The following is a 24719-nucleotide window of genomic DNA, read 5'->3' as shown; positions in this document are numbered from 1 at the left end:
GACACCCCCCAGACTCTCTCCTGTGCGGCGCTGGTTGTCAGCGGCGCTCATGCTCGCAGTGGCCGCACTCGCTGTGCTCGCCATCTCCAACACCGCCTCGGCTGGAGCGGTCCAGGCGAAGCCGCCCGGCGACAACGGCGACGTCAAGGTCCACCAGTGGACGACGCCAGAGGACGACCAGCGCGACGAGCCGCATGTCTGCGTGTTCTACCTGGTCGGGTTCAATTTCGACGCCGCCGAGAAGGTGAGCTGGGAGATCAAGTCCTGGCCGCCCACGGGTGACCGGACCACGGTGGAGAGCGGCACCCTGGTGCTGGACAAGAGGGGGCATGGCCGTACCGCCGACATGACCCTGCCGAACGGGCACTACAAGCTGTTCTGGACCTTCGAGGGGAAGAAGGGGGCTCCCAAGCAGAAGGTGTTCTGGGTCGAGTGTGAGCCCACGCCCACCCCGACGGTGACGCCCTCGCAGACGCCGACTCCGACGGTGACGCCCTCGCAGACGCCGACTCCGACGGTGACGCCCTCGCAGACGCCCACCCCGACGGTGACGCCTTCACAGACGCCGACTCCGACGGTGACGCCCTCGCAGACGCCCACCACGACGGTGACGCCGACCCCGCCTTCCACGCCCACCGCGACGCCCACCGTGACCTCCACTCCCACGCGGACGCCCCCCTCGACGCCGAGGCCGAGCCACACGCCGACCCGCACCCACCCCGGTGACGGCGACCACGGGACGGTGACCACCCAGGACTGGTTCACGTGGGACGAGCCCGTCACGCACACGCAGGACGAGCCCAAGCCCGCGCCCACCCCGACGCCGGTGAAGACCGACATCCCCGTCACGGGCTGAGAAACGCGACACCTGGCGACAGGGCCCGGATCAACGCGATCCGGGCCCTTCGTCGTCTCTTCGCCGGACATCGTCATCCGCGAGCTCACGGTCGGTCGCGAGCGGGTCTCAATGGGCGGGCAGTGTCGGATGCGGAGCGTCGGGAACGAGGCCGGCCATGTCGTTGGTGACGGCCCATCGTTCGTGCCCTCGCCAGGCGCCGTCGATGAACAGCAGATCCGGCGAGTACCCCTCGTTGCGGAAGCCGAGGCGTTGGACCAGCTTGATGGACGCCTGGTTGTCAGGCTGGATCTGCGCTTCCAGCCGGTGCAGACGCAGCTCCTCGAACGCATGGCGCAGCACCAGGCCAAGACCTTCCGACATGTACCCCCGACCGGCGTAGGGCTCGAAGGCCGCGTAGCCGAGCGAGGCGCTTTGGAAGCGTCCGCGAATGATGCTGTTGATGTTGACGTTGCCCACGATGACATCCGTGTCGCGCAGACAGATCAGCAAGCCGTCGGCGGACTGCCCCTCGTCGAATCGGCCGAGGAACGCCTGGAACGCCTCCGGCGTCGCCGGCAAGGGCATCCGCGGGCCGAACAGGTCGGTGCTGGCATGGACCCGCTCGAGGAACTCATCCTGATCGAGGCTGGTGATCCGGCGCAGAGTGACGCGCTGGGGGCGCCCCAGGTCCTGCGCTGGTCCTGCTGTTTGCTCGGCTTCTTCGATCCGGCTGTTCTGATCCACGGACAGGAACGCTATCGCGCCATCGCCATCGCGACAGCCCCTTTTCCGGGCGCGATGACCTCGCTTCGCCCGCTCACACGGTCGGCTCCCGGCCCGGATCCGTCGGGTCCATTCCTCGATTGACGAGAGCGCGAAAACCCCTGTGCCGGTCCGCGAAAGACTCCACGTACTCCGCCTCTGTCGAGAACAGCGGAACCACACGCAGAAAACCGATCTCGCCGGCCGGCTCGGGGAAGCGAAATCCATAGACGGAGTCCCAGTCGACGAGCATGGCCATGGTGAATCGAGGAAAGACCGGGAGCGAGACGTTCGTCAAGATCTGTCCGTAGCGGAAAAGTCGCCCGTTCTCCAGCGGCGCCGACGCCAGGCCGGCCAGTAACGTCACGTCGCCGTCCGGATCCTGCTGCTCGGCCTCGTCCGGCAGATGAACCATCACGGCGAGCTCGACGGGGAACGGCTCCGCGCGAGAGGGCCGAATCGTATGAGTCGGAGGGTCGAGCAGCTCCGTGTACGCGGCGATGATCGACGCGATGCATTCTTCACTCATATCAAGAGTTCTCCCACCACGATTCGCGACTTCCGCATCCTTCGCTGTTCCACGACGCGGTGCGTCCTTCACGTTGTTCCTTCGAACAGCCCGACCACCTCGCGCGAGATGCTCGATGGCCAACGTTCCAAGGTCGATTAGCCTGTTGATGTGAATCGTGTGCAACGCGCCGTTGGCGCTGTCGTCGGCTCGGCCGTGGGTGACGCGCTGGGCGCTCCGTTCGAGTTCGGCCCGGCGGGCGCGTTCTCCGCCCGCCATCCGGTACCGGGCGTCGGCGGCGAGATGAGCGGTGGCGGCGGCTGGGACGCCGGGGAGGCCACCGACGACACGCAGATGGCCGTTCATGTGGCCGAGTCGCTGCTGGAGCGCGGCGGTTTGGACTTACCGGACATCTTCGCTCGCTTCCAGCGGTGGGCGGCCGACCAGCCCAAGGACATCGGACTGCAGACCCGAGACGTCCTGACCCGTGGCCTGCCCTGGGATCAGGCCGCCGCCGCCCATTACCGGAGCAGCAACCGCGCCGCGGGCAACGGCGCCCTGATGCGCGCCACTCCCTCAGCGGTGTACTTCGCCCGCGACGGGCGCCAGGCCACCATGACCGCGGCTCGGCGCCTCGCCGCCCTCACCCACGGCGACCCGGCGGCCTGGGAAGGCTCCGCGATCTTTCACGACCTGATCCGCGTCGCGCTTGACGGTGAGAGCCCCTTGGACGAGCTCTCCCAGACCCTCACCGCTGTGCACCCCGGCCATCGCGACCGCTACGCCACCGTCCTCGCCCCCGGCTGGCATCCCGACCAGGCCACCGAGGTCAACGGCGCCGTCTGGCCCTGCCTCGGCTCAGCCGTGTGGGCACTGCGCACCACCCGCAGCTACGAGGACGCCATCCGCGCCGCGATCGACCTGGGTGGCGACACCGACACCGTCGCCGCTGTCACCGGCGGCCTCGCCGGAGCCGTGTACGGACCTGCGGCGATTCCCACCGCCTGGACCGAGCCCTTGCATGTTCCGCTGCCTGGGAGCGGCGGCCGAACCCTGCGCCTGCAGCACCTGCTCGACCTGACCCGCCACCTCGTGGAACGTCCAGAACACCGGCCGATCTGAGAACACGGATCACTGAAATGGGCGGATCCGAACCGCGGGGCGGCGCCGACGGGCCTGCGCCGACAATTCAATGCGTCGTAGAGGGGGCGCTCCCGAGCAGGAGAACGGTCGTACGCACCGCACGCCATTGCTGGTGCCGATATCGAACCGGGAATGGTAGACGCCGTCGTACGGGTGGAAGTTCAGCGTCACACGCGCCTGACCGTCAAGCGGCCCTGCTGACGACAAGGCTGCCGCGTGACGAAGAGCTCGGCTCTGCGGCGACTCATAGGAGTGACTCCCCCGCCCTGCCCTGATGGCGTGACCACGTCATCAGCTCGTCCAGAGCACGAGTTTCCCCAGCAGGATCGCACCGAACCAGAAAATGAACAGCATGGCTATTGCGGTGCGAGCCTTAGCGGGCGCCTGGGAAGGAGAAAGGTTCCCGAGATCTCGACAGTGGTCATGGCGTGAAGGCTACAGCGGCCGGAATTCCCCATCCAGCCCGATTTTCCCGGGCACCTCGTCCAACAAACCAGTTGCCCATAGAAGTGATGGCGCTTCGGCGCAACCGAAATTCTTGGGCACCGGGCACTCAATCGGTCGGCAGGACGGCCCCCGCCTCCGAGGCCGGACGGGTGCCGCCATCCCCGATGAGGGCCGCCGTGCCGCTCACCTTGACGCCGGTCGTCGCTCCTGGCAGAAGGTCGACCAGCAAACGGCTGGCGCGTCCCATGTCCTCTCCCTGGCGGATCGTGACCCGTACCGGCGGATCGACCAGACCGAGCTCGCGCAGGTACGCGCCGAAGGCGGCGGCCGCCGCACCCGTGGCGGGATCCTCGTAGATCCCGCCCGGCGGGAACGGGTCGCGCGCGTGGAACAGGGTGGGCGTCTCACGCCACACCAGATGGACGGTCGTCCAGCCACGCCGCGCCATGAGCTCGCCGAGCGCCTCCTGGTCGTAGTCCAGGTCCGCGAGCCTCTCCTGGGAGGCTGCGGCGAGGACGAGATGGTCGTTGCCGGCGTTCGCGACGCGTGGCGGCAGCGCCGGGTCCAGCTCGGCCGCGTCCCACCGCAGGGCCCGCAGAGCGCGGGCGAGGTCGTCATCGTCCACCGGGCCCACCACCGGCGCCACGCTGGTCAGGGTGGCGACGACCCGGCCGTCCTCGTGCCGGGTCTCGACGGCCACCTCACCGGCGGACGTGGTGAGGAGCAGGTCGCCCACCCCGTCCCGCTCGGCCAGCGCGACCGCGGTCGCGATCGTCGCGTGCCCGCAGAAGGCGACCTCGTTCAGCGGGCTGAAATAGCGGACCGTGAAGCGCCGCACCCCGGCGGCCTCCCCTACGAACTCCCCCTCGAACTCATCCTCGAACTCATCCTCGAAGAGGAACGCCGTCTCGGAGAAGCCGACCTCGGCGGCGATCTCCTGCATCCGCGCATCGTCGAGGTGGCGCGCGTCGAGCACCACCCCGGCCGGGTTGCCGCCCTCGCCGTTCACGTCGAAGGCGGTGTAACGCAGAACGCGAGATCGTTCGCTGGAGTTCAGCTGGGCGGTGCCGGAAGCAAGGTGGCGAGGGTCGTTCGTCATGTCGCCCAGTCTGCCCGCAACACTAGAATCGGGTCCAACGATGCCTTTCGATGAACGGATCGCGATTCTCGATGGACACTCGCCTCCTCCGCAGCTTCCTCGCCGTCGTCCGCACGGGAGGAATGACCTCAGCGGCGGCGGAGCAAGGGTTCGTCCAGTCGACGATCACCGCCCATGTGCAGGCGCTCGAACGGCTGACCGGCGCGCGGCTGTTGGAGCGGCGTTCCGGCGGAGTCGTCCCGACTCTCGCCGGATCGCTGCTCGCCGAACGCGCCCGGCAGCTCCTCGACCTCGAGGAACGCATGCTGGCCGAGCTCACCGCCGAAGCCGGCCGCCTCGCCGGCCCCGTACGCCTGTGCGCACCGGATTCCGTGTGCGCCTACCAGCTGGCCCCTCTCCTTCCCGAGCTGAGAACCCGCTTTCCTGACGTGCAGCTCTCGCTGTCCCCTGCCACCACCCGGGCGGCGCTGGCCGCGCTCGCGGACCACAGCACCGACCTCGCCCTCGTCCTCGAACCCTCAGCCGATCCGCCCGACGCCCACGTCACCGGCCTCGCAGTACAGGAGCTCGTCCTCGTCGGCGCCGCCGTCACCGACCTGCCCCGGAACCGTCCCCTCGCTCCAGCCGAGCTGGCGGCGGCCGGCGTGCTGTTGCTGGAGGAGGGATGCAGTTACAGCGACGAGCTCGCCGGCCTGATCGCCGACGTCGCCCCACAGACCATCCCATCCCGCTTCGGCAGCATCGAGACCGTGAAGCGATGCGTCGAAGCCGGGCTCGGCCTGGCCCTGCTCCCGGCTGTCACGGTCGCCGGCGAACTCGCCGAAGGCCGGCTCGCCGCACTCCAACCTCCGCCCATCGCTCCGCAACGCCTGTGGCTCGCCCGCCACCGATCACGATGGCTGCCTCCCGCCGCCGAGGCCGTCCACGCGACGCTCGCAGACCTCCTACAGGATTCCCATGATTCCTCCACGCGGGCGGTCATCCCGGAACTCCAGGTTTCCGCCGGAGGTGGCGGAATGCTCCGCAGCCGTACTCGGCCAGGATCAGGGCGCGGGTGATCCAGCGACCTTCTCAGCAGTCCCCGAACTGTACTCCCCCGCCTGTTCTGGTGCGGATCTGAGACTTGATCAAGGCTGGGCGTGTTCTGGGTGGCGTGTCCGCGCGGGAACCGCACACCGGTGGCACGAGGGACGAAGGCAGCCCTGGTTGGGAAGCCGATGTAGTTCCTAGTCTTTCCTGTGTGAACAAGACGGGATGGTTCGAGAGTGATGAGCTCCTCAACGCTGACGATGAAGCCTTCATCGAGGTGCTGCGAGCAAACGCTACAAACTGGCCTGTCACGCCGCAAGACACTTGCCTCATTCCCCCAGAGGCCGGAGAACCGCTCATCGCCATACTGGACGTCACTCCACCACGAAAGAATCTCCTCCTCTTCACCGTGGGCGTCCACGTCAAGGATGGCCGGCTGCGTGCGGACAGACTCCTCAACCAGGAGTACTGTCTCCCCGAGCCGCCGACAAGCTTCGCGATGAGCGTGTCTGGCACCCCGAGCGGACTCGCGAACCAGGCCGCCCACTGGTTCCTGTCGGCAATGAATCGTCCTGTGGTCCGTCATGAGTGGACGCGATGGGGCGCGGTCTATGCCTACCGGTACCTTTTCCCCGACACGGGCGAGGGGTTGTTCCAGTCGTACCGCTCATTGTTGGCTCCCCGAGGCCAGAAGGACCGCTTGATCGCAGCCGGTCATGTTCGAGGCGGAGGCTGGATTCAGGTCGAAGGCATAGGGGAGCCCGACCGCATAGTCAAGATTCTCGGCCATTTCTGAAGGCCAAAAGGAATCACACCCCCACCCCCATTACCCCCCAGACAGCCCTGGTGATCGCCTTCTGCGTAACCCTTGAACAGTTCGCAAAGCGAGTGGGCGCAATTGCCTCAAGGATAAGGCGAAAGAGGTGGTGGACGATGGCGCTGCAGGGGCCTATCCCTGTGAGTTCGAGATGACCTTCCCGCACGGGTGCCACATCGTCGAGGAGGTCGAGCCGGTCAAGGACTTCGAAGCCTCGACCAACGGATGACTCGTGCAGCCGGAACGGCCGGTGCCCATGCCGTGGCTGCCGCTCGCGCCGGCGGACTTCGACCAGATGACGGCCATGCCGCACATGAACGGCACCGGGCAGGCCGGAACCCCGGCGACAGACAGGGCCTCGATGCCGGTGGCGTCGATGCCGACGGTCGGTGGCGTTCGGCCCTGGCCTGGCGGGCTGATCACGTGTTCCGTGACTCCTCGCTGTTGCCCCTCGATTCCCATCCGATCGGGACCGTTGTGATCCGTCCTGAAGAGACCCCTGGAACTGCATCGAGGAAAGCAACGAGCGGGATCCTGCTGCTTGGCGTCAGCGTTGCCGTATGGCTCCTTCGATGCGCAAGCCCAAGCCAACCATGGCCACGAGCGTGAAGATGCCGAGAACTTGCCAAGAGGGCTTTCCGCCTGCCCAGAAAACTGCACCAACACAGAGCGTGAGGCCGACAGCGATGAGCACGCTGCCCCAGGTACGAAGGGTGTCAAGCTTTTCCCGCTCCGTCGGTGGCGTTGTATGAAGCACGGTTCACTTCCTCCTCGACGTAGTCATGAGGAGAGCATGCCATTTCCATCATCGGTCGGGAAAGCCTTGCGTTTCCTCACGCGTTCCCTGCCTGATCGTCCCGTCGCCGTCGTTCCGCCCAGCAGGGAAGCAAGTCAAAGGTTGAAGGTGAAGGTGGAACTCCCCGCTGGAGAACGACCCTCACCTCCAGCCCTTAGTCTGCTCGTCGGCGCACACATTGCAACCCGAACTGCAACCCGGCTGGTCCAGGTAGCTGACCATGGACGCTCGAGACGCCGTTACGCGGTGACATCGATGCGGCCCTCTGGAGGGGAACACCGGAACAGGTCAAGGCCAACATCGAGAAGTTCCGTATGGCGTCGCTCCGGCAGCTCTGCCAACGAGACCCACGCCGCCTGGTCGGAGCTGCCACCGGTTTCGTTCTGGAGGCATCCTCCGACCACGGCCACTTCGTACAACAGATTCGTCGCGTGAACCTCGGCATCCGGGCTGTGCCATACGTTGGAGTGAACTCCGAGCAACCGGACGACTTTCACCCGGTATCCAGTCTCCTCATGCACTTCGCGGACAACCCCGTCAGCAGGATGTTCGCCGTGCTCCACGCCGCCACCCGGTGGGCCCCAGCGACAGTCCGGCTCTGCGAACCGGGACAGAAGTATGGCGGCTTCTTCGTTGATGCATATCGCATAGGCCCCGACCCGCTGAACCGAATCACGATGGTTCGCCATCTGGAGATGGTGACACATCACGCTTCGTCGGCGGCAGTCCATCCTGTCGATATGGGTGCGTGGCGCAGGCCTTCGTATGGCGTCGCTTGCCTAATAGGAGGTCAGCCACGTTGCTCGCGAGCCAGCCATCCGGCAACCACAGGAGAGCCACCCATTGCCCGAGCGACGGTAATTTGCCCCGTTCACCAGATCTGCCCATACACATCAGGAATGTCACCGTTCGCGATCACGTCGCTCTTCTTACGCTGGTGGGCGCGTGAGCCGTACCCCCGAGCAGGCGAGGGACGCCGGTGGTCACATCGGAAGAGGCACGAACGGCGCTACGAACTATTGCACGGCTGGCCGAGGAGCAGGGAAATGCGCTCGACAAGGCCTTCCGGCTGTTCGGTGACGGGGCCCTGATCGGACCGGGCGCCGAACGGCTGCACGACGGGATGCTTGAACGCCACCACACGGTACAACGCGCGTTCATGGACGCCTTCCACGAGACAGAACGCGTCGCCAGGGCCGGGGGCGAGCCGCCCAGCTTCGCCGCACCGTACCCTCGTCCGACTCCCGCTCCCCTCTCCCCACCCCGCGGCGGATACGTGGGCGGCGATCCCGCACTCATACAGGCTCTGCACGACGAACTGGGCCATACCGGAAGCATCTGGCAGGAGACGGGCCGCGACCTGTCTGGAGTTCTATCAAGGCTCGGACTGGACTCCCGCCCCGGTCAGCACATCGCCCAAGCCGGAACATGGCTGGTCGACCAGCGAACCGACCTGCGACGACGCCGCACCGAACTCCTCAAGACCCCACCGACCCCCTCTCCAGCCCCACCCGCAGACGAGGACGCCTTCGCCAGCGTCACCAACGCACTCACCGAGGCCGTGGACTGGGCAGGCGACCGCTGGGCCGACACCGTACAGTCCGCCGCCAACCTCGCCGGACTGCCACAAGTAGGAAAGCTCGCCCACACCTACGTCGACCGATTGGCCAAGCCGATGTGGCAGGGCGCCGCCGAAGGCGGCGTCAGCCTGATCAAGCAGGGCTGGCAGGCGTCTCTCGGCGGGATGGTCACCGACTGGGACGGCTACCTGAACAGGCTGGAGGGGGCGAGCAAGGCCGGCACCTTCGCCGCACAGCACCCCCTCGAGTTCCTCAAACAGGCCTCCGACTGGAAGACCCTCACCCAGAACCCCGCCCGTTGGTTCGGCAGGCTGGTCCCCGACATAACGCTCGCAGCCGCCACTGCAGGTGCCGGCACAGCCTCTACCGCAGCCGCCAGAATGGGCACCGGCGTGGTCAAGGCTGCCGAAGACGCCGGCGCTGCTGCCAAAGCCGCGGAAAACCTGGCTGATGGTCTTACGCCCGGGACCGCGAGCCGAGGAGCGGCCGGCGACCCTGGCACAACAGGCCCCTCAGAAATCCGACACGGCCCCCTGAACCCTGGCCCTCTTGCCGACCGAGACGCCATTGCCACATTCAGGAGCAACACCTATTCGACAGTCACGACAACCAGTCCGACCACGCTCTACCGAGTCTACGGTGGCACCGCTGGCGAACTCGGAGCATACTGGACGAGGGTGAAACCTACTGGCCCAGTCCAAGCAATTCTCGACAGCGCCTTGTTCGCCAAGTGGGGAAATACGGCAACCAAATGGGTGGAGATCCGCGTGCCCCCTGGAGTCACCTTTTATGAAGGCGTGGCAGCCGAGCAGGGCGGGCTGACTGGAGGGGGCAGCCAGGTAGTGATAACGCAGCACGTTGATCCGGACTGGATCACCGATCGTGGCGAGTTCCCGGCGAGGTGAGATGACCGAGCACTACGACGAGATCCATGGATTTGACAGCCCAGGAGAATTCTCTCGCTTCAAAGAGTGGCTGAGCGCCGCGATAAAGGACGGAGACTTCGAAGAGGTGCCCGTGGAGTCACGGTACTGGAACGTGGAGAACTTCGATGAGAAGTGGTTCCGCGACTTCACCGGAGTAATATGGCGGCTCGTTGCACCTGACCCACCCTTCACGGGAGTCTTCATGGTCGTCTCACACCCGGGAGAACCATCTAGACAGAGCCCATGAACCGGAATACTGACGCATGAGCCAGAAGCACTAATCGGCGTCCACCTTGCACAGGGGCTACGGTCCTTCACGCAGTCGCATCCCAACAATCGCACACAGCATGATTGCCCCCGACTGATTCGGCAGCACTTTCAGTCGTGCAGGGGGTGCGTTTCGATCACATCGTGGAGCAGGTCACCAGGCTTATGCCGACCGTTCAGGAGGTCAAGCAGCTCGGCATGGCGAAGAACGCGCCGCTACTGGCCGTCTTCGGGGCCGTTCGGGATGCCTCTGGCGGCCGTTGGTGCGCCACGTGCTCGTTTTACATACAGCGCCAGTTCCAGTTCCAGCCATGGGAGTCGTAGGCCTCCACGGCGCCCCGGCGTCCTCCTGCGTCGTCCGAATCCTCGAAATACAAGGAGATCATGGCCTTGGTCTCGGCTCCCATGATGATGGCTTTGCTGTAGTAGGTCTGAATCTCCTCCTGGGTGAGCGCAGTGTGAAGCGTGAGCCTGATCCGGTAGTCGCAGTAGCGGCCGCTTCCCATGACCAGGTTCTTGCCGAAGGTGACGTCCCGGTCCATGGGAAAGTAGTCCCGCGTCCTGGGGGGAAGCGGGTAGTCGAGCACTCGCTGGTACAGGGTTTCGAGGCGCGGGTTGTCGCGCCAGATAGGTGCCATGACCAGGCCGGATGCTATGGCGAGCGGCAGAAGGATAGCTGCTAGACATCCCCATTGATGGCGCTTCACAAAGCGCAACCATAGGGCAAAGTCGATCTTTCCCTCAGTCGGCTCACAGCGACCGATGCGCCTACCTCGCGACGAATCAGGGATGTGTCGACCTTATTGGGGTCACACGGATCTATCTCGGTCATCGCGAGACGACTCATAGTTCCGCTCGACGTGGCCGCAGTGGGCTCTGGTGTGCTTGTCGCGGCAGTTCACGTCGATGTCGCCCGCCTCTCTTCCTGAGCCCACCGGCGCGAAGCGCCCGAACGCGAAGCCCCGGGCGCGAAGCGCCCCAAAGGAAGGACAGCCCGAGCGAAGCGAGGCCCTTTGACCAGGCACCCGCCGAATCAGGTGATGGATGGGTGCATGCGAACCTATGTGGAGCCTAGGAGATTCGAACTCCTGACATCCTGCTTGCAAACGGGAGCTGGTCACCACGCAGGGAGGTCCCTGACCGGATCAGGCAGCAGGTGCGGGCTGGCTATGTGTGATCAGGTAAGCCACCGTTGCTGTAGCCGCTGCTGTACGCGGCGCCCCGGACCGGCGCTCCTATCACCCGATGTCCACACCAAGAGGGGACTCCTGGGTAGACGTACGTTTGGTGACCTGCTCACCCTTCTAGATGGCACTGCTGTATCGGAGATACCAGACGATATGAACCTCTTCGCCACCGCCTCAGGCGATGGCAGCGATGTCACCGTCATCGAAGTAGATCGACTGATGGAGCCGACCGCCCAGAGCGGTGGCGTACCGGGCGAGCACGTCCTGCCCGGAGATCTTGCCTTGCTCGATCTGCGAAATACGACCCTTGGTGACTCCCATGCGCTGCGCAATGGCCTGTTGGGTCAACCCGCGGCTACGGCGAATCTCAGCAAGCCGGTGTCCTTGCACCTTGGCGAGGAGTTCCTGCTTGCCCGCCTCAACGACGTCTTCGCCGCCGGCACGTTCGACATGCTCAGCACGAATATCCTTCCAGCGCGCATACCCCGTCATGATCTGCCCTCCTCCGCCTGCCGTTCCTTCATGTAGATCTCGTAGCGCTGCTCAGCGAGCGGGATGGCCTGCTTGTACCAGGCATTCCACTGTCCGGCCTTGTCACCCGCGACCAGCAGGATGCTGGACCGCCATGGATCGAAGGCGAACAAGATCCGCACGGTCCCCGGCCGTAGCTCCTTCAACATTCTGCAGACGCGAAGCGGTGATCGTATCGACAAGCGGCCGCCCCAGACCTGGTCCGCCTTCGGCAAGCGCGTCGATCGCTTGCACAACACGCCTATGTGTCGCGTCGTCGAGTTGCTCGATCCACTCGCGGACCTCGTCGACGATGTAGACGTCCCACTCGCCTGCCACATGCAGCAGTATAGCGACCGGTATACCTCCGCGAGGCGGATGTCAGCGTAAGCCAGATGCAGCAAGAGGTGTGAACCTGCCAGCCTCAAGGCGCGCATGGGGACTCAGCGCGTGGCTGATCCGTTGGTCGGCGTCGCGGGTGGCATGTTGGCAGATATGTTGCACAGCTCACCAAGACGTAGGGGCGCACGAGACCTCCGAAGAATTATTCGTGCTGCACCACGATGGTCCTCAGGGCCGTGGTGCACCTCCGCGCCTGCGTATATCCCTATCGACATGATTGACGCCTTGTTCTCGACTCATTGAGCGGCTTGCGTGTTTTGGGAGGCGTCCGAGCGGAGCGAGGTCCTCCAGGGGTCGGGCCCTCGGCCCGACTGGAAGCGACGCCTGAGCCCACCGGCGCGAAGCGCCCCACGGCGAAGCCCTTCGCGCGAAGCGCCCCCACGGCGAAGCCTCTCGGCGCGACAGCGTCCGAACGCGAAGCCCCGGGCGCGAAGCGCCCCAAAGGAAGGACAGCCCGAGCGAAGCGAGGCCCTTTGTTCAGGGGCGGGAAGCAGACGGGCACCCACCGAATCGGGTGACGGGTGGGTGCCCCTGCGAACCTACGTGGAGCCTAGGAGATGCGAACTCCTGACATCCTGCTTGCAAACGGGAGCCAGTCACGGCGTAGAGGGCTCCTGACCCTGGTCACGTGCTGGCTCCAGTCTGGTGGCGTCTGATCGTGTAAGACGGCGTTGCTGTATCGCGCTGCTGTACGCAGCAACCAGCCGAACGCCGGTCCAGCGGCTACCGCCGGCGCACACACAACAGGATGAGGGTGGTCGTCCCGGCGATGATCGCTTGGAGCGCCGCCAGAAGCAGCACGAGCCGTAGCCCGCGGAGACCGGGCACGTCCAGCATTCCCATGATCCACCACATCACAATGGCCAGGCCCCCGGAGCCGATGAGCAGGAGTCCGACCGTTCGCTTCTGCATGCGCGCTCCATTCCCACTAGCGAGGGGTCACGTATCCAAAGGGTGTCCCTGAGACGTTGAACCGGCCTATCACGATCTTGAAGCCTCTGCCATTCGTGTTCAGCAGGTCCACGGCCGCCGCGACGGCCGCCGACCCAGCCGCGTGAAGGCCGCAGGCCGCGGCCACCACGCCTGCGATCACTGCGCCGACCCCGGCCGTGGGCCCGGCGCTCGCGACGGCGACCCCCGTGGCTACCCCGGCGCAGACGCCGGCCAGCGCTCCCACCATCCCGAAGATGTTCTTGATGAGGGTGGCGGTTGCCGCGTCAATGTAGATGTTGCAGTACTCCTTGAGGTCGGTCTTGCCACACTTCTTGCGAACGCCCTTGGGTACGCAGTTCTTGACCCCCTTGTCGTCCACACACTGCGCCTGCGCGTCGCCGAACAGGTCGCACACGTCCTGCTCCTGCTTGGCCGTCCGGCATTTGACGTAGGAGTTGCTGGAAAGGCGGCATGCGTCGAGGCCGTGGTCGTCCTTGGTCCTGCACTCCTCGAAGTAGTCGGTGCCCTCAGAGCAGGCATGCGCCGGATTGTTCTTGTCCCGACAGTTGAGGTAGAACCCCCACGCTTGACGACAGGTCGTCTTCTGCGTGCCGGAGTCCCGGCATTCCAGGTACTCGGTGTCGGCCTCCTGGCAGGTACCAACATTCTTCCGGCTGTACAGACAGGTCGAGAAGGCGCCGCTGGCGTCCCGGCACACGGATCTACCCCGGTCATCGCGACACGACTCATAGTTCCGCTCGACCTGGCCGCAGTGGGTCCTGGTGTGCTTGTCGCGGCAGTCCACGTAGATGTCGCCCGCCTCGCCGCACACCTTCTTGGTGGAGGAGTACGTGCGGCAGGTCATGTATACACTCTGAGCCTCGCGGCACACGGTCTTCGACGCCTGGCCCCTGCACTGCCGGTACTCCTTCTCCGCCTCCTTGCACTGCTTGCCGTAGTTCTTGACGCAGGACTTGTGCCCCTTGTCGATCTCCTTGTCGACCTTGCACTTCGTCTGGTTGGGCTTCTTCGCGCAAGATGCATGCCCGTCGGGGTCGACGTTGGTGAGCGGGTTGGCATTGGCGTAGGCGTAGCGGTTGAGCTGAACCGACGGGTCCGCTGGCAAGGACACAGAATCTCGTGAGACGAAACTGCCGGTGGCCGGCTGGTACCATCGGGCGGCCATGTTGACCTTCTTGGTGGTGGGGTCGGTGTAGGCACCCTGGTAACCGAGGTCGTGCTTGGCGCCGCTCGAGGTCACCACCTCTCCGAAGGGGTCGTACTGAATCGAATCGACCAGGCTCGTCCCGTCGGCCTTGAAGGTGCCGACGAGGTCACCACGCAGATCGCTGAACGCCAATTGGGCGCCGGCTCCGTCGGAAAGGCTGACGGTATGTCCCGCAGCATCCCGGCCGTAGACGGCCTTCTTGACGTCGTTGGCGTCGATGACGGCGACGATGTTGTTGGTTGTGCCGTCATAGACGTGGAAGGTCGTCTCCTCGCCCTGGGTGCGGGTGGTGACGCGATCGAGGGCATCGTAGGCGTACCGGACTCCATCGTCGTCGACGAGCCGGTCGAAGGCGTCGAACTTCATAATGCGTACCCTGCCGTCGGACTGCTCGGCCAGGGTGCCTCGCGGTGTGTAGGTGAACGTGGCACCGCCGCCCTCGGTGAGGCGGTTGCGTTCGTCGTAGGTATAGGTCTTGTCGCCAGCCCGGACGCGGTTGCCCGCGGCGTCCCACTCGTAGGCGGTCTTCTTGCCGTCGGGGGCAGTCCAGGAGGTGAGCCGGTCGGACTGGTCGTAGGTGTAGGCATTGGTGCTGGTCCCCGCGGTGCCCGTGGTGGACTTGGAGATCAGATTGTCGTTCAGGTCGTAGCCGTACTCGATTGAGGCGATCGGGCTGTTCGACGACGTGGTGAGCTGATCCTTGGTCAAGCGGTTCAAGGAGTCGTAGGTGTAGCTGCGGCGGGCTCCGCTGGCGCCGTACGCCATGCTGGTGAGGCGTGATGCCTTGTCGTAGGTGTAGTCGATCGCGGTGGCGCTGACCGGGTCGACCGACTGGGTGAGCCTGTCGGCGTCGTCCCAGGTGAAGGTGGACGTGCCGGTGACATCGACCCGCTGGACAAGTCGGTTGTTGGGGTCGTAGGCATAAGCGTTGATGTCTCCGCCCGGGCCTGTGCTCTTCAGCAGTAGGCCGCGATCATTGAGGGCGAAACTGAGGCCATTCGCGGTGATGAGCCTGCCAGCTTGATCGTAGCCGAAGGTCTTGTCCTCGGTCGCGACCTCCGCGCCAGTGCCCCTCTGCTTGACCAGCCGGCTCAACTCGTCGAAGGTGCGGTCGACGCGGACGCCACCAGGTATGAGACTGGTAACGGGGTTGCCGCCCGCGTCGTAAACGGTGGTCCAGGTCCGGGCGGCCAGGTCGGGATGGGCCGTGGTGCTGGGTTCGATCATCGACTCGACCAGGCCGAGGCTGTTGTACGTGGTGTAGGTCGCGTTCCCGCGGCCGTCGGTCGACCGAGTCAGGGCTCCGGTGGCGTCATACCCGAAAGAGGTGATGATCTTCTCGGCCGCTGACACTGGCTCATGCTGCTCGATCAACCTGTTGGCGGCGTCGAACCTGCGAGTAGTGGTGTGGCCCTCGGCCGAGGTTTGGCTGATCGCGTTGCCGGCCGCGTCGTAGCTGAACCTTCTGGTGCGCAGAACCGATTCGTTCGCGCCCAGATCCTGTATCTGTGTCTTTCGGCCAGCCAAGTCGAAACTGGCGGTGCTGACCAGTCCCAGCGGATTGGTCGTCTTGATGGGACGTCCCGCCACGTCGTAGTCGAAGGTCGTGGTATTACCGAGCGCGTCGGTCTGTCCGGTGAGCGCACCCGTGGCGTCGTACATACGACTGGTCGTGTCCCCGGTCGGCCGCGTCGTTTTGGTTACCCTGTCGGCGTCGTCATATTCCATTCTGGTGACGAACGCCGCCTGGCTCGGCTTGCGTTCGATGGTGGTCAGAGTGATCTGGCGCCCGAGATCGTCATAGGTGGATTCCGTGCGGGCCCCGGTTGGGTCGGTCTGGAACAGTACTTCGCCGAGCAGGTCGTAGCCGTAGGTCCACACACCGGCTGGGGCCGTGCCCGTCCTGGGCGCGGTGACCTGGACCTTGCGGCCGAGCCCGTCATAAACAGCCATGGTCGTCTGTCCGCGCCGATCGGTGGAGCTGATCAGGTCACCCGCCGCGTTGTACCCGGCCGTCGCCTTAGGCGAGATTGGCTGCCCACCCGGCGGCGTCGCCGGCTACATCGCCAATTACGCCACCAAAGCCGCCGAATGCGTCGGCACCCTAGACCGCCGCATCAACCCCCTCGACAACCTCGACGCCTACAACCTCCGCGACCACGCCAAACGCCTCATCACCGAATGCCTACGCCTGGGCGCCATCGCGGACCTGGCCGACCTTCGCCTCACCCACTGGGCCCACATGCTCGGCTTCCGCGGCCACTTCTCCACCCGCTCCCGCCACTACGGCCCCACCCTCTGCGACCTGCGAGCAGCGCGCGAGCACTTCGTTCACACCAAAGAGGTCACTCGCGGCCGACTGCCCTTCGATGACGACACCGTCCTCGTCATCACTGAATGGCAGTACGCGGGCAAGGGCCACTCCGCCGGCGACCTCCTCCTCATCGCCGCGCTCACCAGCAACCGGCCTGGAGCTGCGCATGAGCGCTGAACTCCTCACCGTGCCCGAAGCGATGGCGCTGCTCAAGGTCAGCCGGTGGACGGTCTACAACCTCATCCGCTCCGGCGAACTCGCCTCGATCCTCGTCGGCGAACGCTGTCGACGCATCCCCGCCACCGCCCTCGACGCCTACGTCACCCGACTCTGCGAGGAAGCTGCCTGATGCCGACCAAGATCGCTCCCGAAGAGCCCAAGCGCCCCCGCAAAAGCCGCCGGACCCGTGCCAACAACGAGGGCTCGATCTTCCCTCACAAGAACGGCTGGGCCGGCTACGTCTGGGTCACCACCCCCGAGGGCAAGAGGACGCGCAAGTGGGCCTACGGCAAGACGCGCGAGGAGACCCACGAGAAGTGGCTCAAGCTCCACGAGCAGGCCCGCAAGGGGCCGGTCGTCACCAAGTCGCCGAAGCTTTCGGACTACCTGGCCTACTGGCTCAAGAACGTCGTGGAACCCAACCTCGCCCCCAAGACCGCCGCGAACTACGAGATGTTCGCCCGCCTCTACATCATCCCCGCGCTCGGCGCCAAGCGGCTCGACAAGCTGACCGTCCGGGACGTGCAGACGTGGGTGAACAAGATCCGCCAGTCCTGCCAGTGCTGCGATCAGGGCAAGGACGCCGCCCGGCCGGAGCACCACAGCAACCCCAAACGCCGTCGGCACTGCTGCGCCATTGGCAAGTGCTGCAAGTCAGCTCCCTCGGAGTGGACCGTCCACGACGCCTATATGACGCTACGTGCCGCGCTCAGCAACGCCGTACGCGAGGAGACCCTGACCCGCAACGTCGCCGCCAACATCAAGATGCCGGTCCCCCGCAAGCGCAAGGTCAAGCCCTGGACGGTGGACGACGCCCGGACCTTCCTGGAGTGTGCGCGCAGCCGGGAAGACCCGATGTACCCGGCGTACGTCCTGGTCCTCGTCCTCGGCCTCCGCCTCGGCGAGGCGCTCGGGCTGCGCTGGGAGGACGTCGACCTCGACCAGGCCGAGATGACGATCGGCTGGCAGCTCCAGCGGGTAGCCGGCAAGCTGCTGCACCGCCGCACCAAGACCGACGCCTCCGACGCGACGCTCCCCTTCCCGGAGATCGTCACGACCGCGCTCCGTGCCCGTCAACGGGCACGTGACACCGCCCGCGATGCAGCGGGCGAGAACTGGCACGAGACCGGCCTCGTCTTCACCACCGCCAGCGGCCGGCCAATCGAGCCGTCCAACTTCCGGCGCAGCTTCGCGAACGCCTGCGACAAGGCCGGGGTGCGCAAGGTGCATGTCCACGCCACCCGCAAAACCTGCGCATCCTTGCTCGTCGCCCTCAACGTCCACCCGCGCGTGGCCATGCAGATCCTGCGCCACTCTCAAATCTCGGTCACGATGAACGTGTACGCCGAGGTCTCCTCAGAGGAGACACGACGAGCCCTTACGCAGCTCGGCAAGTGCTTGGACTCGTAGCCAATGACAATCACGGCCACTTCCTCGTTATGAAGTGGCCGTGTCATGGCGTGAGGCACATAGGCGCCATATCCTATGCGCGGACTCAAGAGTAAGGTTATATTTGCCGGCCATTGGATCTGTCTTCTTTCTCCTCATAAGCGCGGAGCCGACGCATGATGTCCGCCAGCTCTTCGTCCTCGTACTCGACCGGCGCTAGCTCTGGATTTGGCCTCACGGATGTCGATGTCAAGGGCTCACTGATCGCTATGACACGTGTGACGAATTCGTACGCGCTTCGAACAAGCTGTCGATCTTTTGAGACAAGACCAAATTCGAGATGCCCCCGCGCGGACGCCTCTGTCCAGTTGGCGCTTCCTAGCCATACGGATCTCGGCTGGAACTCCTCACCGGTGCACTCCTCGTAGTCCTCCACCAAGACCCCCAGGACAAGGATCTTGCAGTGAAGAGTGGGACTCGTGCCCCTGAAGCCTGCCATCCGGACGGGGCCGACGGTGACACCCAGTTCCTCGTACGGACTGACCGGCTCGTCCCCCCAGGAATCAAAGGGCATGAGGTCATAAAGGTGGCTGATGGCGTGGGTGTTGATGCCCCAACCTCGTGCAGCGAGTTCTTGTGCAGCCAACCCCAACCGTCGTTTAGGAGCAGGCTTGTCCACGACAATGCAGCACGGGTCTTTCTGAAGTCGCTGACTGATTGCTCGGTTATCAAACCATGGCACGCAGCCGATCACACCAGGGATGAGGTCTTCATGGGTTCCGTAGTGATGCTCGTCAAGAGTGGCCGCCAAGCCATCTAAGACGCCACGCCCGAACCATGCGCGCCCGGACGCTCCCTGCGCGCCCCACTCGACAAATTGGCGTATCTCCCAAGGGTTCACTGGTCTCCTCGGCGATGCTTGACGCTTACCGTCATTCTCGACGAGGGTGCCAGAACCCTCCGACAACTTCTAGATCGCCGCCTGTGAGCTGCGGGCATCTACCACTCTGACGGCGCCGATGGCGCGGTTCGTCCGCCAGCGACTGGTGCATGCTTGGCCGACCCAAACAGTCCACCGTCGACATCCGAGACTCACGCGCACATCGAGAGGCTTGGGCTGGGACTGTAGCTGTACAAGATCTAAAAGGCCACTCCCCGATCATGGGAAGTGGCCTTTGACCTGCGGTGGAGCCTAGGAGATTCGAACTCCTGACATCCTGCTTGCAAAGCAGGCGCTCTGCCAGCTGAGCTAAGGCCCCTTCGACGAGATAGCTTACCGGCCCGGCGTCCCTATGTGGTGCGTGGTCATGTCTGTGCTGAGTATGAGGCTGGGGAAGTCGGCGATCGTGTCGAGGATGTGGGTGGCGCCGCCCTTGAGGAGGCGTTCGCGGCTGTGGACGCCCGTCATGACGCCCGCCACGATCGAGGCGCCCGCACGGCGGCCGGAGAGCATGTCGCTCTCGGAGTCGCCGATGACGGCGACCTGGCGGACGTCCTCGATGCCGAGCCGGAGCACGGCGTGCAGGATCATGTCGGGCCAGGGGCGGCCGCGGCCGCCGGCGTCCTCGGGGGAGATGGCGAGGTCGATCTTGTCGTCCCAGCCGAGCACGCTGAGGATGCGGCTCAGGGTGGTCCGGCTGAAGCCCGTGACGAGCGCGAGGCGGAGACCGGAGCCGCGGAGCTTGTCGAGGACCTCGACGACTCCGGGCATGGGAACGAGGCCGGCCCGCTCCAGGGCGCCCTCGTAGGAGCGCTCGAAGGTCAGGTTGGCGGCCTGTGCCTGGGCTTCGTTGTCGGGGAAGATCCCTCGGAAGACATCGATCTTGGGGCAGCCCCGGGACCGGTGTACGTGCACCATGGCGCGCGCGTACGCACCGGTCCCGGGGACGATGCCCTGTGTGGCGATCGCCTCAGCGAAGGCGCGTTCCACCATGGCGATGTCACCTACTGTTGTGCCCGCCAGGTCGAGGCACGCCAGTCTGATGGGGACGACGTCACTCATCGCCTCGCCAGGTCGGTTAGTTCTCGCTGCCGGTGGCCTCGGTCCACAGATCGAGCTCGGCGCGGTCAGCCTGCACCTTGCGCCAGATCAGCAACCCCCCAAGGGCGACCAGCGCCAGAACAAGCAGCTTCTTCACGGTGTGACCCCACTTCTTCGACGGCCTCACCTGCCGGGGTGAGACCCAACGGTTGACATGCAGCCTAGCAAGGGATCGCAGCGGTCCCTGTGTCGCGCACGAACCAGATGTACGGAATGTGCAAAGCAAGGCCAGGCCGGCGCAGGTGAGACCTGCCTTACCCATCCCATCTTGGACAATGATCGGATCTGGCGGGGGCATGGCGCGCGGGTTTTTCCCATCTCACTCATGATTTCCGCAGGGCGTCGTCATCTCGTGATTTCCGCAGGGCCTCGTCATCTCGGCAGCGCGCCGGCGCCGTCCACCGTCGCTCGTCGCCGCGCCCACCGTACGGCCGGCGGCATCGCCGCCCCCGCTCCCACGAAGACCAGCCCCAAGGCCACCCACCCAAGAGTCCCCCACCCCATCACCAGCGTCGTCAGCAGCGCCGGACCGAGCATGCGGGCCACCGCCGTGCCGCTGCCGAAGAACCCCTGGTACTGCCCCTGCTTGTCGTCCGGGGCCAGCGTGAAGCTGATCTCCCAGGAGCCGGAGGCCAGCAGCAGCTCGGCCGCCACCTGGAGCCCCACCCCGGTCAGCAACACCGCCACGGCCGACCAGGGGGACGAGCCGAAGGACGACAGCGCGAACACCCCGCAGGCTCCCAGCATGACCAGTCCGGCCAGCCGTACCGCGGAGGAGGCGTCGGCCAGGCCGCGGATCCGCCGGGCGACCCGTACCTGGAACAGCACCACCCCGGCCGTGTTGACCAGCAGCAGCGCGGACACCGTCCAGGTGGGGGCGGCGGTGCGCTGCGCGATCCACAGCGGGACGATCAGGCTGAGCATCGGCATGTACAGCAGCATGACCGTGTTGATCAGCGTCACCAGCGCGTACGGCCGGTCGCGCAGCACCGCCATCCGGGGATCGCTCGACACCGGCGCCGCGGGCACGGACGGCAGCCGGAGCAGCACCAGGGCGGCGACCACGAAGCAGGCCGCGTCCGCCAGCAGCACCGTCAGATACGCCTCCCGGACGTTCAGGTGCAGGGCGAGCCCGCCCAGCGCGGCGCCGACCGCCAGCCCGGCGTTGTGCGAGGACTGGAGCGCCGCCCGCGCGCGGGTCCGGCTCGCGGTGTCGACGAGGCCGGCGAGCAAGGCCTGGCGGGCGGCCGACAGCCCGGTCTGCGCGGCACCGTACGCGCAGACGACCACCACGAACGGCGCGAACGACCGGACCAGGACGAACGAGGCGACCGCCACGGCGGTGGCGAGGGCCAGGACCACGGCGACGCCGCGCGGGCCGCGCCGGTCGGCCAGGTGGCCGAGCGGGACCCCGGCGACCGCGCCGACCGCCCAGCCGAGCGTGAGCCCAACGCCGACCTGCGCGGGCGACATGCCGACGACGCCGGTGAAGTACAGGGCCGAGGTGACGATGTACGCGCCGTCGCCGGTCGAGGCGACGAGCTGGGCGGCGGTCAGAACCCTGAGCTCGGGGCGTGCCGAGGTCCCCACTTCAAAGCGTGCCGAAAGGCGTGCCGAGGGGCGTGCCGAAGGGCGGGCGAAGGTCCGGAGGCTCAGGCAGCGGGCGAAGGTTCTGCGGTTCGGGGGGGCGGAGGTCCTGGGGTCCGGACGCACGGGTCAGCCCTTGTACGACTCGGGGGTCATGCGGGTGGCCACGCCCATGCGGTTCCAGGCGTTGATCGTGGCCACGGCGACCACCAGCGCGGCGAGCTGCTGCTCGTCGAAGTGCCGGGCGGCCTCGTCCCAGATCTCGTCGGTGACGTCGTGCGTGGACAGGCGGGTGGCGGCCTCGGTGAAGGCCAGCGCGGCGCGTTCCCGCTCGTCGAAGAAGGGCGCCTCGCGCCACACGGCGACGGCGTGCAGGCGGGCGTGGCTCTCGCCGGCCTGCAGGGCGTCGGAGCTGTGCATGTCCACGCAGTACACGCATCCGTTGATCTGGCTGGCGCGCAGCCGGACGAGCTCCAGCAGCGGCGCGGGCAGGGTGCTCTGCGCGACGAAGCGGTCGAGCCCGGCCATCGCGCGGTATGCCTCTCCGGCGAGGGCGCCGAGGTTCATGCGTTCGGTCATGACATCGACCCTAATGAGCACCTTGTCCCGATATAAGCTCCAATTTCTGTCAAACTGATTGGGCCAAGCGCGGTCCAGCAAGAGGGGGCGGCATGGAGGTTCATGTCACGCTGACCGGCCGGGGTGACCTGGCCGCACAGGTCTACCGGCAGCTCCTGGAGGCCGTGCTCGACGGCCGCCTGCGCTCCGGGGAGCGGCTGCCGCCGACGCGGGAGCTGGCGCGGCGCCTGGAGATCTCCCGCAACACCGTCGCCGTCGCCTACGACCGGCTCGTCGCCGACGGCTTCCTGGTGGGGCGGGCCGGCGCGGGCACGTTCGTGGCGGCGGAGCCCGTGCGCGGGCGTGCCGCGCCCCGGGGCGTGGTGCTGCCGCGCGCCCTGTGGCGCTCCATGCCGCCCGCCGCGACGCCCATGTCCCCCGCGCGGTACGACTTCCGGGCCGGGGTGCCGGATCCCCGGCTGTTCCCGATGGAGACCTGGCGCAGGCTGGTGGCCCGCGAGCTGCGCGTGAGCGCGATCACCCCGGGCTACGGCGACCCGGCGGGCCACGAGGGCCTGCGGGAGGCGATCTCGCGGCACATCGGCGTCAGCCGTTCCGTACGGGCGGGCGCGGAGGACGTGCTGATCACCAACGGCGCGCAGCAGGCGCTCGACCTCGTCGGACGCGTCCTGATCGAGCCGGGCGCGTGCGTGGCGGTCGAGGAGCCGGGCTACCCGCCGGCCCGGCTGCTGTTCCGCTCGCTCGGCGCCCGGGTCGTCGGCGTGCCGGTGGACGACGAGGGCATCGACGTCTCCGCCATCCCGAACGGGGTCCGGCTCGTGTACGTGACGCCGTCCCACCAGTTCCCGCTCGGTACGCCCATGTCGCTGGCGCGGCGCACGGCGCTGCTGGCGTGGGCCGAGCGGCGCCGCGCGGTGGTGGTCGAGGACGACTACGACAGCGAGTTCCGCTTCGGGGACCGCCCGCTGGAGCCGCTGCAGAGCCTCGACCGCGCGGGCCGGGTGGTGTACGTGGGCTCGTTCTCCAAGACGCTGCTGCCCGCGCTTCGGCTGGGCTTCCTGGTCGCGCCGGCCTCGCTGGCGGCGGCGCTGCGCGCCGCCAAGCAGCTCACCGACTGGCACGGGTCGCTGCCCACGCAGGCCGCGCTGGCCCGCTTCATCGACGAGGGGCTGCTGGCGCGCCACATCAGGAAGGCGACCCGTGAGTACGCCGCCCGCCACGCGCTGATCAGCGCCGCGCTGGAGCGCGACGAGCGGCTGCGCCCGGTGCCGTCGGTCGCGGGTCTGCACCTCTGTGCCCGGCTCTCCCCCGGCGTGTCGGTACGGCCGGCGCCCGGGCTGGCGGTGGAACGGCTCGACGCGTACTGCGCGGAGCCCCCCGCGCTGTCCGGACTGGTCCTGGGCTACGGCGCGATCCGGCAGCCGGACATCCCGACCGGCCTGCGCCTCCTCCGAACATCCCTGCAAGACCAAGCGCCCCTGCGGGACCAGGGCTAGAAGTGCTTGCGGGTCCAGAAGCGCCTGGCCCGCTCCCCCGACAGCTCCGGCTCGTCCGGCGGCGACGGCTGCTGCACGATGACGACCGTGGTCCTGGCGTGGCGCGCGCAGTACATGCTGGTGGACGGCAGGAGCATGCGGCTGAGCAGCCCGCGCCGGCTGCGCCCGAGGACCAGCAGGTCGCCTTCGCGGGCGATGTCCACCAGGTGGTAGCCGGGGTCGCCGACGCGGCCGACCACGACGGTGGCGAGGTCCTCCGGCATGCCGCCCGCCACGTCCTCGAACACCCCCGCGACGATCTCCGCGCAGCGCGCCTCCTCCCCCGCGCGCAGCGCCTGCTGCACCGGCAGCGCCTCGGGGAACGGGTGGACCGGCGCGCGGCTGACGTGCACCGCGACGAGCGCCATCCGGTGCAGCCGGGCGGCTCCGATGGCCCACGCCAGGGCCCAGCGCGAGGCCGGGGTCTCGTCGACCCCCACGATCAGCCTCGGCCCGCCGGGCAGGTCATGATCCACGGCACCCTCCTCGAAGGGGTACTCGACCATATTGCTCCTTGCCGCCGGTTACCTGAAGGTGGCACTTTGCGAACTCTGGAGTTGCCCGCTACCCCGGGGCGTAGCAT

26 protein-coding genes and 1 tRNA gene are annotated in these 24719 nt (G+C 66.6%); 10 read left to right on the top strand and 17 right to left on the bottom strand.

Annotation, left to right across the window (positions count from 1 at the left end; genetic code table 11):
* The first annotated feature begins 58 nt into the window (after window positions 1-58).
* Window positions 59-856, top strand: a complete 798-nt coding sequence (locus HTZ77_RS37215) for a hypothetical protein (protein WP_175594456.1) — start codon at window positions 59-61, stop codon at window positions 854-856.
* A gap of 108 nt (window positions 857-964) precedes the next feature.
* Here HTZ77_RS37215 and HTZ77_RS37210 read toward each other — a convergent pair whose 3' ends face one another.
* Window positions 965-1582, bottom strand: a complete 618-nt coding sequence (locus tag HTZ77_RS37210; protein WP_328808996.1) for a GNAT family N-acetyltransferase — start codon at window positions 1580-1582, stop codon at window positions 965-967.
* 73 nt (window positions 1583-1655) lie between these two features.
* Complete coding sequence (locus HTZ77_RS37205; protein ID WP_175594455.1) at window positions 1656-2201, bottom strand: suppressor of fused domain protein; 546 nt, start codon at window positions 2199-2201, stop codon at window positions 1656-1658.
* Between the two features lie 78 nt (window positions 2202-2279).
* Here HTZ77_RS37205 and HTZ77_RS37200 point away from each other — a divergent pair, with 78 nt between their 5' ends.
* Window positions 2280-3230, top strand: a complete 951-nt coding sequence (locus tag HTZ77_RS37200; RefSeq protein WP_175594454.1) for an ADP-ribosylglycohydrolase family protein — start codon at window positions 2280-2282, stop codon at window positions 3228-3230.
* Between the two features lie 574 nt (window positions 3231-3804).
* Here the strand turns inward: HTZ77_RS37200 and HTZ77_RS37190 are convergent.
* Window positions 3805-4797: a PhzF family phenazine biosynthesis protein gene (locus HTZ77_RS37190; RefSeq protein WP_175594453.1), complete on the bottom strand. Its 993-nt coding sequence runs from the start codon at window positions 4795-4797 to the stop codon at window positions 3805-3807.
* 71 nt (window positions 4798-4868) lie between these two features.
* On the opposite strand from HTZ77_RS37190, the gene HTZ77_RS37185 reads away from it, so the two are divergent.
* Complete coding sequence (locus HTZ77_RS37185) at window positions 4869-5855, top strand: LysR family transcriptional regulator (RefSeq protein ID WP_175594452.1); 987 nt, start codon at window positions 4869-4871, stop codon at window positions 5853-5855.
* Between the two features lie 182 nt (window positions 5856-6037).
* Complete coding sequence (locus HTZ77_RS37180) at window positions 6038-6622, top strand: hypothetical protein (RefSeq protein ID WP_175594451.1); 585 nt, start codon at window positions 6038-6040, stop codon at window positions 6620-6622.
* Between the two features lie 153 nt (window positions 6623-6775).
* On the opposite strand, the gene HTZ77_RS37175 is transcribed toward HTZ77_RS37180, so the two are convergent.
* Window positions 6776-7105 carry a hypothetical protein gene (locus HTZ77_RS37175; protein WP_175594450.1) on the bottom strand — a complete coding sequence of 110 codons (330 nt, stop codon included), beginning with the start codon at window positions 7103-7105 and terminating at the stop codon, window positions 6776-6778.
* A 573-nt stretch (window positions 7106-7678) separates the two neighbouring features.
* Complete coding sequence (locus HTZ77_RS37170) at window positions 7679-8128, bottom strand: NUDIX domain-containing protein (protein ID WP_175594449.1); 450 nt, start codon at window positions 8126-8128, stop codon at window positions 7679-7681.
* A 290-nt stretch (window positions 8129-8418) separates the two neighbouring features.
* Here HTZ77_RS37170 and HTZ77_RS37165 point away from each other — a divergent pair, with 290 nt between their 5' ends.
* Both HTZ77_RS37165 and HTZ77_RS37160 read left to right on the top strand, forming a co-directional pair.
* The gene (locus HTZ77_RS37165) at window positions 8419-9924 is read left to right on the top strand and encodes a hypothetical protein (RefSeq protein ID WP_175594448.1); all 1506 of its coding nucleotides are present in this window, start codon (window positions 8419-8421) and stop codon (window positions 9922-9924) included.
* 1 nt (window position 9925) lies between these two features.
* On the top strand, window positions 9926-10192 hold the full coding sequence (locus HTZ77_RS37160) for a hypothetical protein (protein ID WP_175594447.1): 267 nt from the start codon (window positions 9926-9928) through the stop codon (window positions 10190-10192).
* Window positions 10193-10493: 301 nt separating this feature from the next.
* On the opposite strand, the gene HTZ77_RS37155 is transcribed toward HTZ77_RS37160, so the two are convergent.
* The 5 genes from HTZ77_RS37155 to HTZ77_RS45595 all read right to left on the bottom strand — a co-directional run bounded on the left by HTZ77_RS37155 (window position 10494) and on the right by HTZ77_RS45595 (window position 16425).
* Window positions 10494-10850, bottom strand: coding sequence for a hypothetical protein (locus HTZ77_RS37155; RefSeq protein ID WP_175594446.1), 357 nt, complete (start codon window positions 10848-10850; stop codon window positions 10494-10496).
* A 723-nt stretch (window positions 10851-11573) separates the two neighbouring features.
* Window positions 11574-11891, bottom strand: coding sequence for a helix-turn-helix domain-containing protein (locus tag HTZ77_RS37150; RefSeq protein ID WP_175594445.1), 318 nt, complete (start codon window positions 11889-11891; stop codon window positions 11574-11576).
* Window positions 11888-12052 (bottom strand): type II toxin-antitoxin system RelE/ParE family toxin, encoded by a 165-nt coding sequence (locus HTZ77_RS48525; protein ID WP_328808995.1) that lies wholly within the window; start codon window positions 12050-12052, stop codon window positions 11888-11890. The genes HTZ77_RS37150 and HTZ77_RS48525 overlap by 4 nt, the downstream gene beginning before the upstream one ends.
* Before the next feature lie 982 nt (window positions 12053-13034).
* Window positions 13035-13223, bottom strand: coding sequence for a hypothetical protein (locus tag HTZ77_RS37140; protein WP_175594444.1), 189 nt, complete (start codon window positions 13221-13223; stop codon window positions 13035-13037).
* 16 nt (window positions 13224-13239) lie between these two features.
* A complete protein-coding gene (locus HTZ77_RS45595) occupies window positions 13240-16425 on the bottom strand; it encodes an RHS repeat-associated core domain-containing protein (RefSeq protein WP_205304450.1) in 3186 nt (1061 codons plus the stop codon).
* 22 nt (window positions 16426-16447) lie between these two features.
* On the opposite strand from HTZ77_RS45595, the gene HTZ77_RS37130 reads away from it, so the two are divergent.
* From HTZ77_RS37130 to HTZ77_RS37120, 3 genes are read left to right on the top strand one after another with little or no spacing between them, the layout of a single operon-like run.
* Window positions 16448-16963, top strand: a complete 516-nt coding sequence (locus HTZ77_RS37130; RefSeq protein WP_175594443.1) for a replication initiator — start codon at window positions 16448-16450, stop codon at window positions 16961-16963.
* Window positions 16953-17135: a helix-turn-helix domain-containing protein gene (locus HTZ77_RS37125; protein ID WP_175594442.1), complete on the top strand. Its 183-nt coding sequence runs from the start codon at window positions 16953-16955 to the stop codon at window positions 17133-17135. Before HTZ77_RS37130 ends, HTZ77_RS37125 begins: the two co-directional genes overlap by 11 nt.
* Window positions 17135-18415, top strand: coding sequence for a site-specific integrase (locus HTZ77_RS37120; protein WP_175594441.1), 1281 nt, complete (start codon window positions 17135-17137; stop codon window positions 18413-18415). Before HTZ77_RS37125 ends, HTZ77_RS37120 begins: the two co-directional genes overlap by 1 nt.
* 97 nt (window positions 18416-18512) lie before the next feature.
* Here HTZ77_RS37120 and HTZ77_RS45590 read toward each other — a convergent pair whose 3' ends face one another.
* The 6 genes from HTZ77_RS45590 to HTZ77_RS37095 form a co-directional block, all read right to left on the bottom strand.
* Window positions 18513-19295 carry a phospholipase D-like domain-containing protein gene (locus tag HTZ77_RS45590; RefSeq protein WP_205304449.1) on the bottom strand — a complete coding sequence of 261 codons (783 nt, stop codon included), beginning with the start codon at window positions 19293-19295 and terminating at the stop codon, window positions 18513-18515.
* Window positions 19296-19580: 285 nt separating this feature from the next.
* Window positions 19581-19653 (bottom strand) — tRNA-Ala (locus HTZ77_RS37110).
* Window positions 19654-19667: 14 nt separating this feature from the next.
* Entirely contained in the window at window positions 19668-20396 is a 729-nt protein-coding gene (locus HTZ77_RS37105; protein WP_175594440.1) for an HAD-IA family hydrolase, read from the bottom strand.
* Between the two features lie 16 nt (window positions 20397-20412).
* Window positions 20413-20532: a DLW-39 family protein gene (locus HTZ77_RS46950; protein WP_013130296.1), complete on the bottom strand. Its 120-nt coding sequence runs from the start codon at window positions 20530-20532 to the stop codon at window positions 20413-20415.
* A gap of 275 nt (window positions 20533-20807) precedes the next feature.
* Window positions 20808-22025 carry an MFS transporter gene (locus HTZ77_RS37100; protein WP_175594439.1) on the bottom strand — a complete coding sequence of 406 codons (1218 nt, stop codon included), beginning with the start codon at window positions 22023-22025 and terminating at the stop codon, window positions 20808-20810.
* Window positions 22026-22151: 126 nt separating this feature from the next.
* On the bottom strand, window positions 22152-22601 hold the full coding sequence (locus HTZ77_RS37095; protein ID WP_175594438.1) for a carboxymuconolactone decarboxylase family protein: 450 nt from the start codon (window positions 22599-22601) through the stop codon (window positions 22152-22154).
* Window positions 22602-22693: 92 nt separating this feature from the next.
* Between HTZ77_RS37095 and pdxR the strand changes: the two genes are divergently transcribed.
* Window positions 22694-24097 carry a MocR-like pyridoxine biosynthesis transcription factor PdxR gene (pdxR, locus tag HTZ77_RS37090; protein ID WP_175594437.1) on the top strand — a complete coding sequence of 468 codons (1404 nt, stop codon included), beginning with the start codon at window positions 22694-22696 and terminating at the stop codon, window positions 24095-24097.
* Here pdxR and HTZ77_RS37085 read toward each other — a convergent pair.
* On the bottom strand, window positions 24094-24642 hold the full coding sequence (locus tag HTZ77_RS37085; protein WP_175594436.1) for a universal stress protein: 549 nt from the start codon (window positions 24640-24642) through the stop codon (window positions 24094-24096). The genes pdxR and HTZ77_RS37085 overlap by 4 nt on opposite strands.
* Between the last annotated feature and the right edge of the window lie 77 nt (window positions 24643-24719).

The organism is Nonomuraea montanisoli, assembly GCF_013363975.1.
Classification (GTDB): domain Bacteria; phylum Actinomycetota; class Actinomycetes; order Streptosporangiales; family Streptosporangiaceae; genus Nonomuraea; species Nonomuraea montanisoli.
The sequence above is the reverse complement of the archived record's forward strand: the minus strand, read 5'-3'. Positions and strand labels throughout refer to the sequence as shown.

Excerpts from the sequence above, each read along its gene's own strand:
- HTZ77_RS37120 (WP_175594441.1), top strand. The coding sequence starts at position 17,135 with ATGCCGACCAAGATCGCTCCCGAAGAGCCCAAGCGCCCCCGCAAAAGC.
- HTZ77_RS37160 (WP_175594447.1), top strand. The coding sequence starts at position 9,926 with ATGACCGAGCACTACGACGAGATCCATGGATTTGACAGCCCAGGAGAA.
- pdxR (WP_175594437.1), top strand. The coding sequence starts at position 22,694 with ATGGAGGTTCATGTCACGCTGACCGGCCGGGGTGACCTGGCCGCACAG.
- HTZ77_RS37155 (WP_175594446.1), bottom strand. The coding sequence starts at position 10,850 with ATGGCACCTATCTGGCGCGACAACCCGCGCCTCGAAACCCTGTACCAG.
- HTZ77_RS37150 (WP_175594445.1), bottom strand. The coding sequence starts at position 11,891 with ATGACGGGGTATGCGCGCTGGAAGGATATTCGTGCTGAGCATGTCGAA.
- HTZ77_RS37170 (WP_175594449.1), bottom strand. The coding sequence starts at position 8,128 with ATGGCGAACCATCGTGATTCGGTTCAGCGGGTCGGGGCCTATGCGATA.
- HTZ77_RS37185 (WP_175594452.1), top strand. The coding sequence starts at position 4,869 with ATGGACACTCGCCTCCTCCGCAGCTTCCTCGCCGTCGTCCGCACGGGA.
- HTZ77_RS37125 (WP_175594442.1), top strand. The coding sequence starts at position 16,953 with ATGAGCGCTGAACTCCTCACCGTGCCCGAAGCGATGGCGCTGCTCAAG.
- HTZ77_RS45595 (WP_205304450.1), bottom strand. The coding sequence starts at position 16,425 with ATGGCTGTTTATGACGGGCTCGGCCGCAAGGTCCAGGTCACCGCGCCC.
- HTZ77_RS37105 (WP_175594440.1), bottom strand. The coding sequence starts at position 20,396 with ATGAGTGACGTCGTCCCCATCAGACTGGCGTGCCTCGACCTGGCGGGC.
- HTZ77_RS37085 (WP_175594436.1), bottom strand. The coding sequence starts at position 24,642 with ATGGTCGAGTACCCCTTCGAGGAGGGTGCCGTGGATCATGACCTGCCC.
- HTZ77_RS37175 (WP_175594450.1), bottom strand. The coding sequence starts at position 7,105 with ATGGGAATCGAGGGGCAACAGCGAGGAGTCACGGAACACGTGATCAGC.
- HTZ77_RS37190 (WP_175594453.1), bottom strand. The coding sequence starts at position 4,797 with ATGACGAACGACCCTCGCCACCTTGCTTCCGGCACCGCCCAGCTGAAC.
- HTZ77_RS37140 (WP_175594444.1), bottom strand. The coding sequence starts at position 13,223 with ATGCAGAAGCGAACGGTCGGACTCCTGCTCATCGGCTCCGGGGGCCTG.
- HTZ77_RS37095 (WP_175594438.1), bottom strand. The coding sequence starts at position 22,601 with ATGACCGAACGCATGAACCTCGGCGCCCTCGCCGGAGAGGCATACCGC.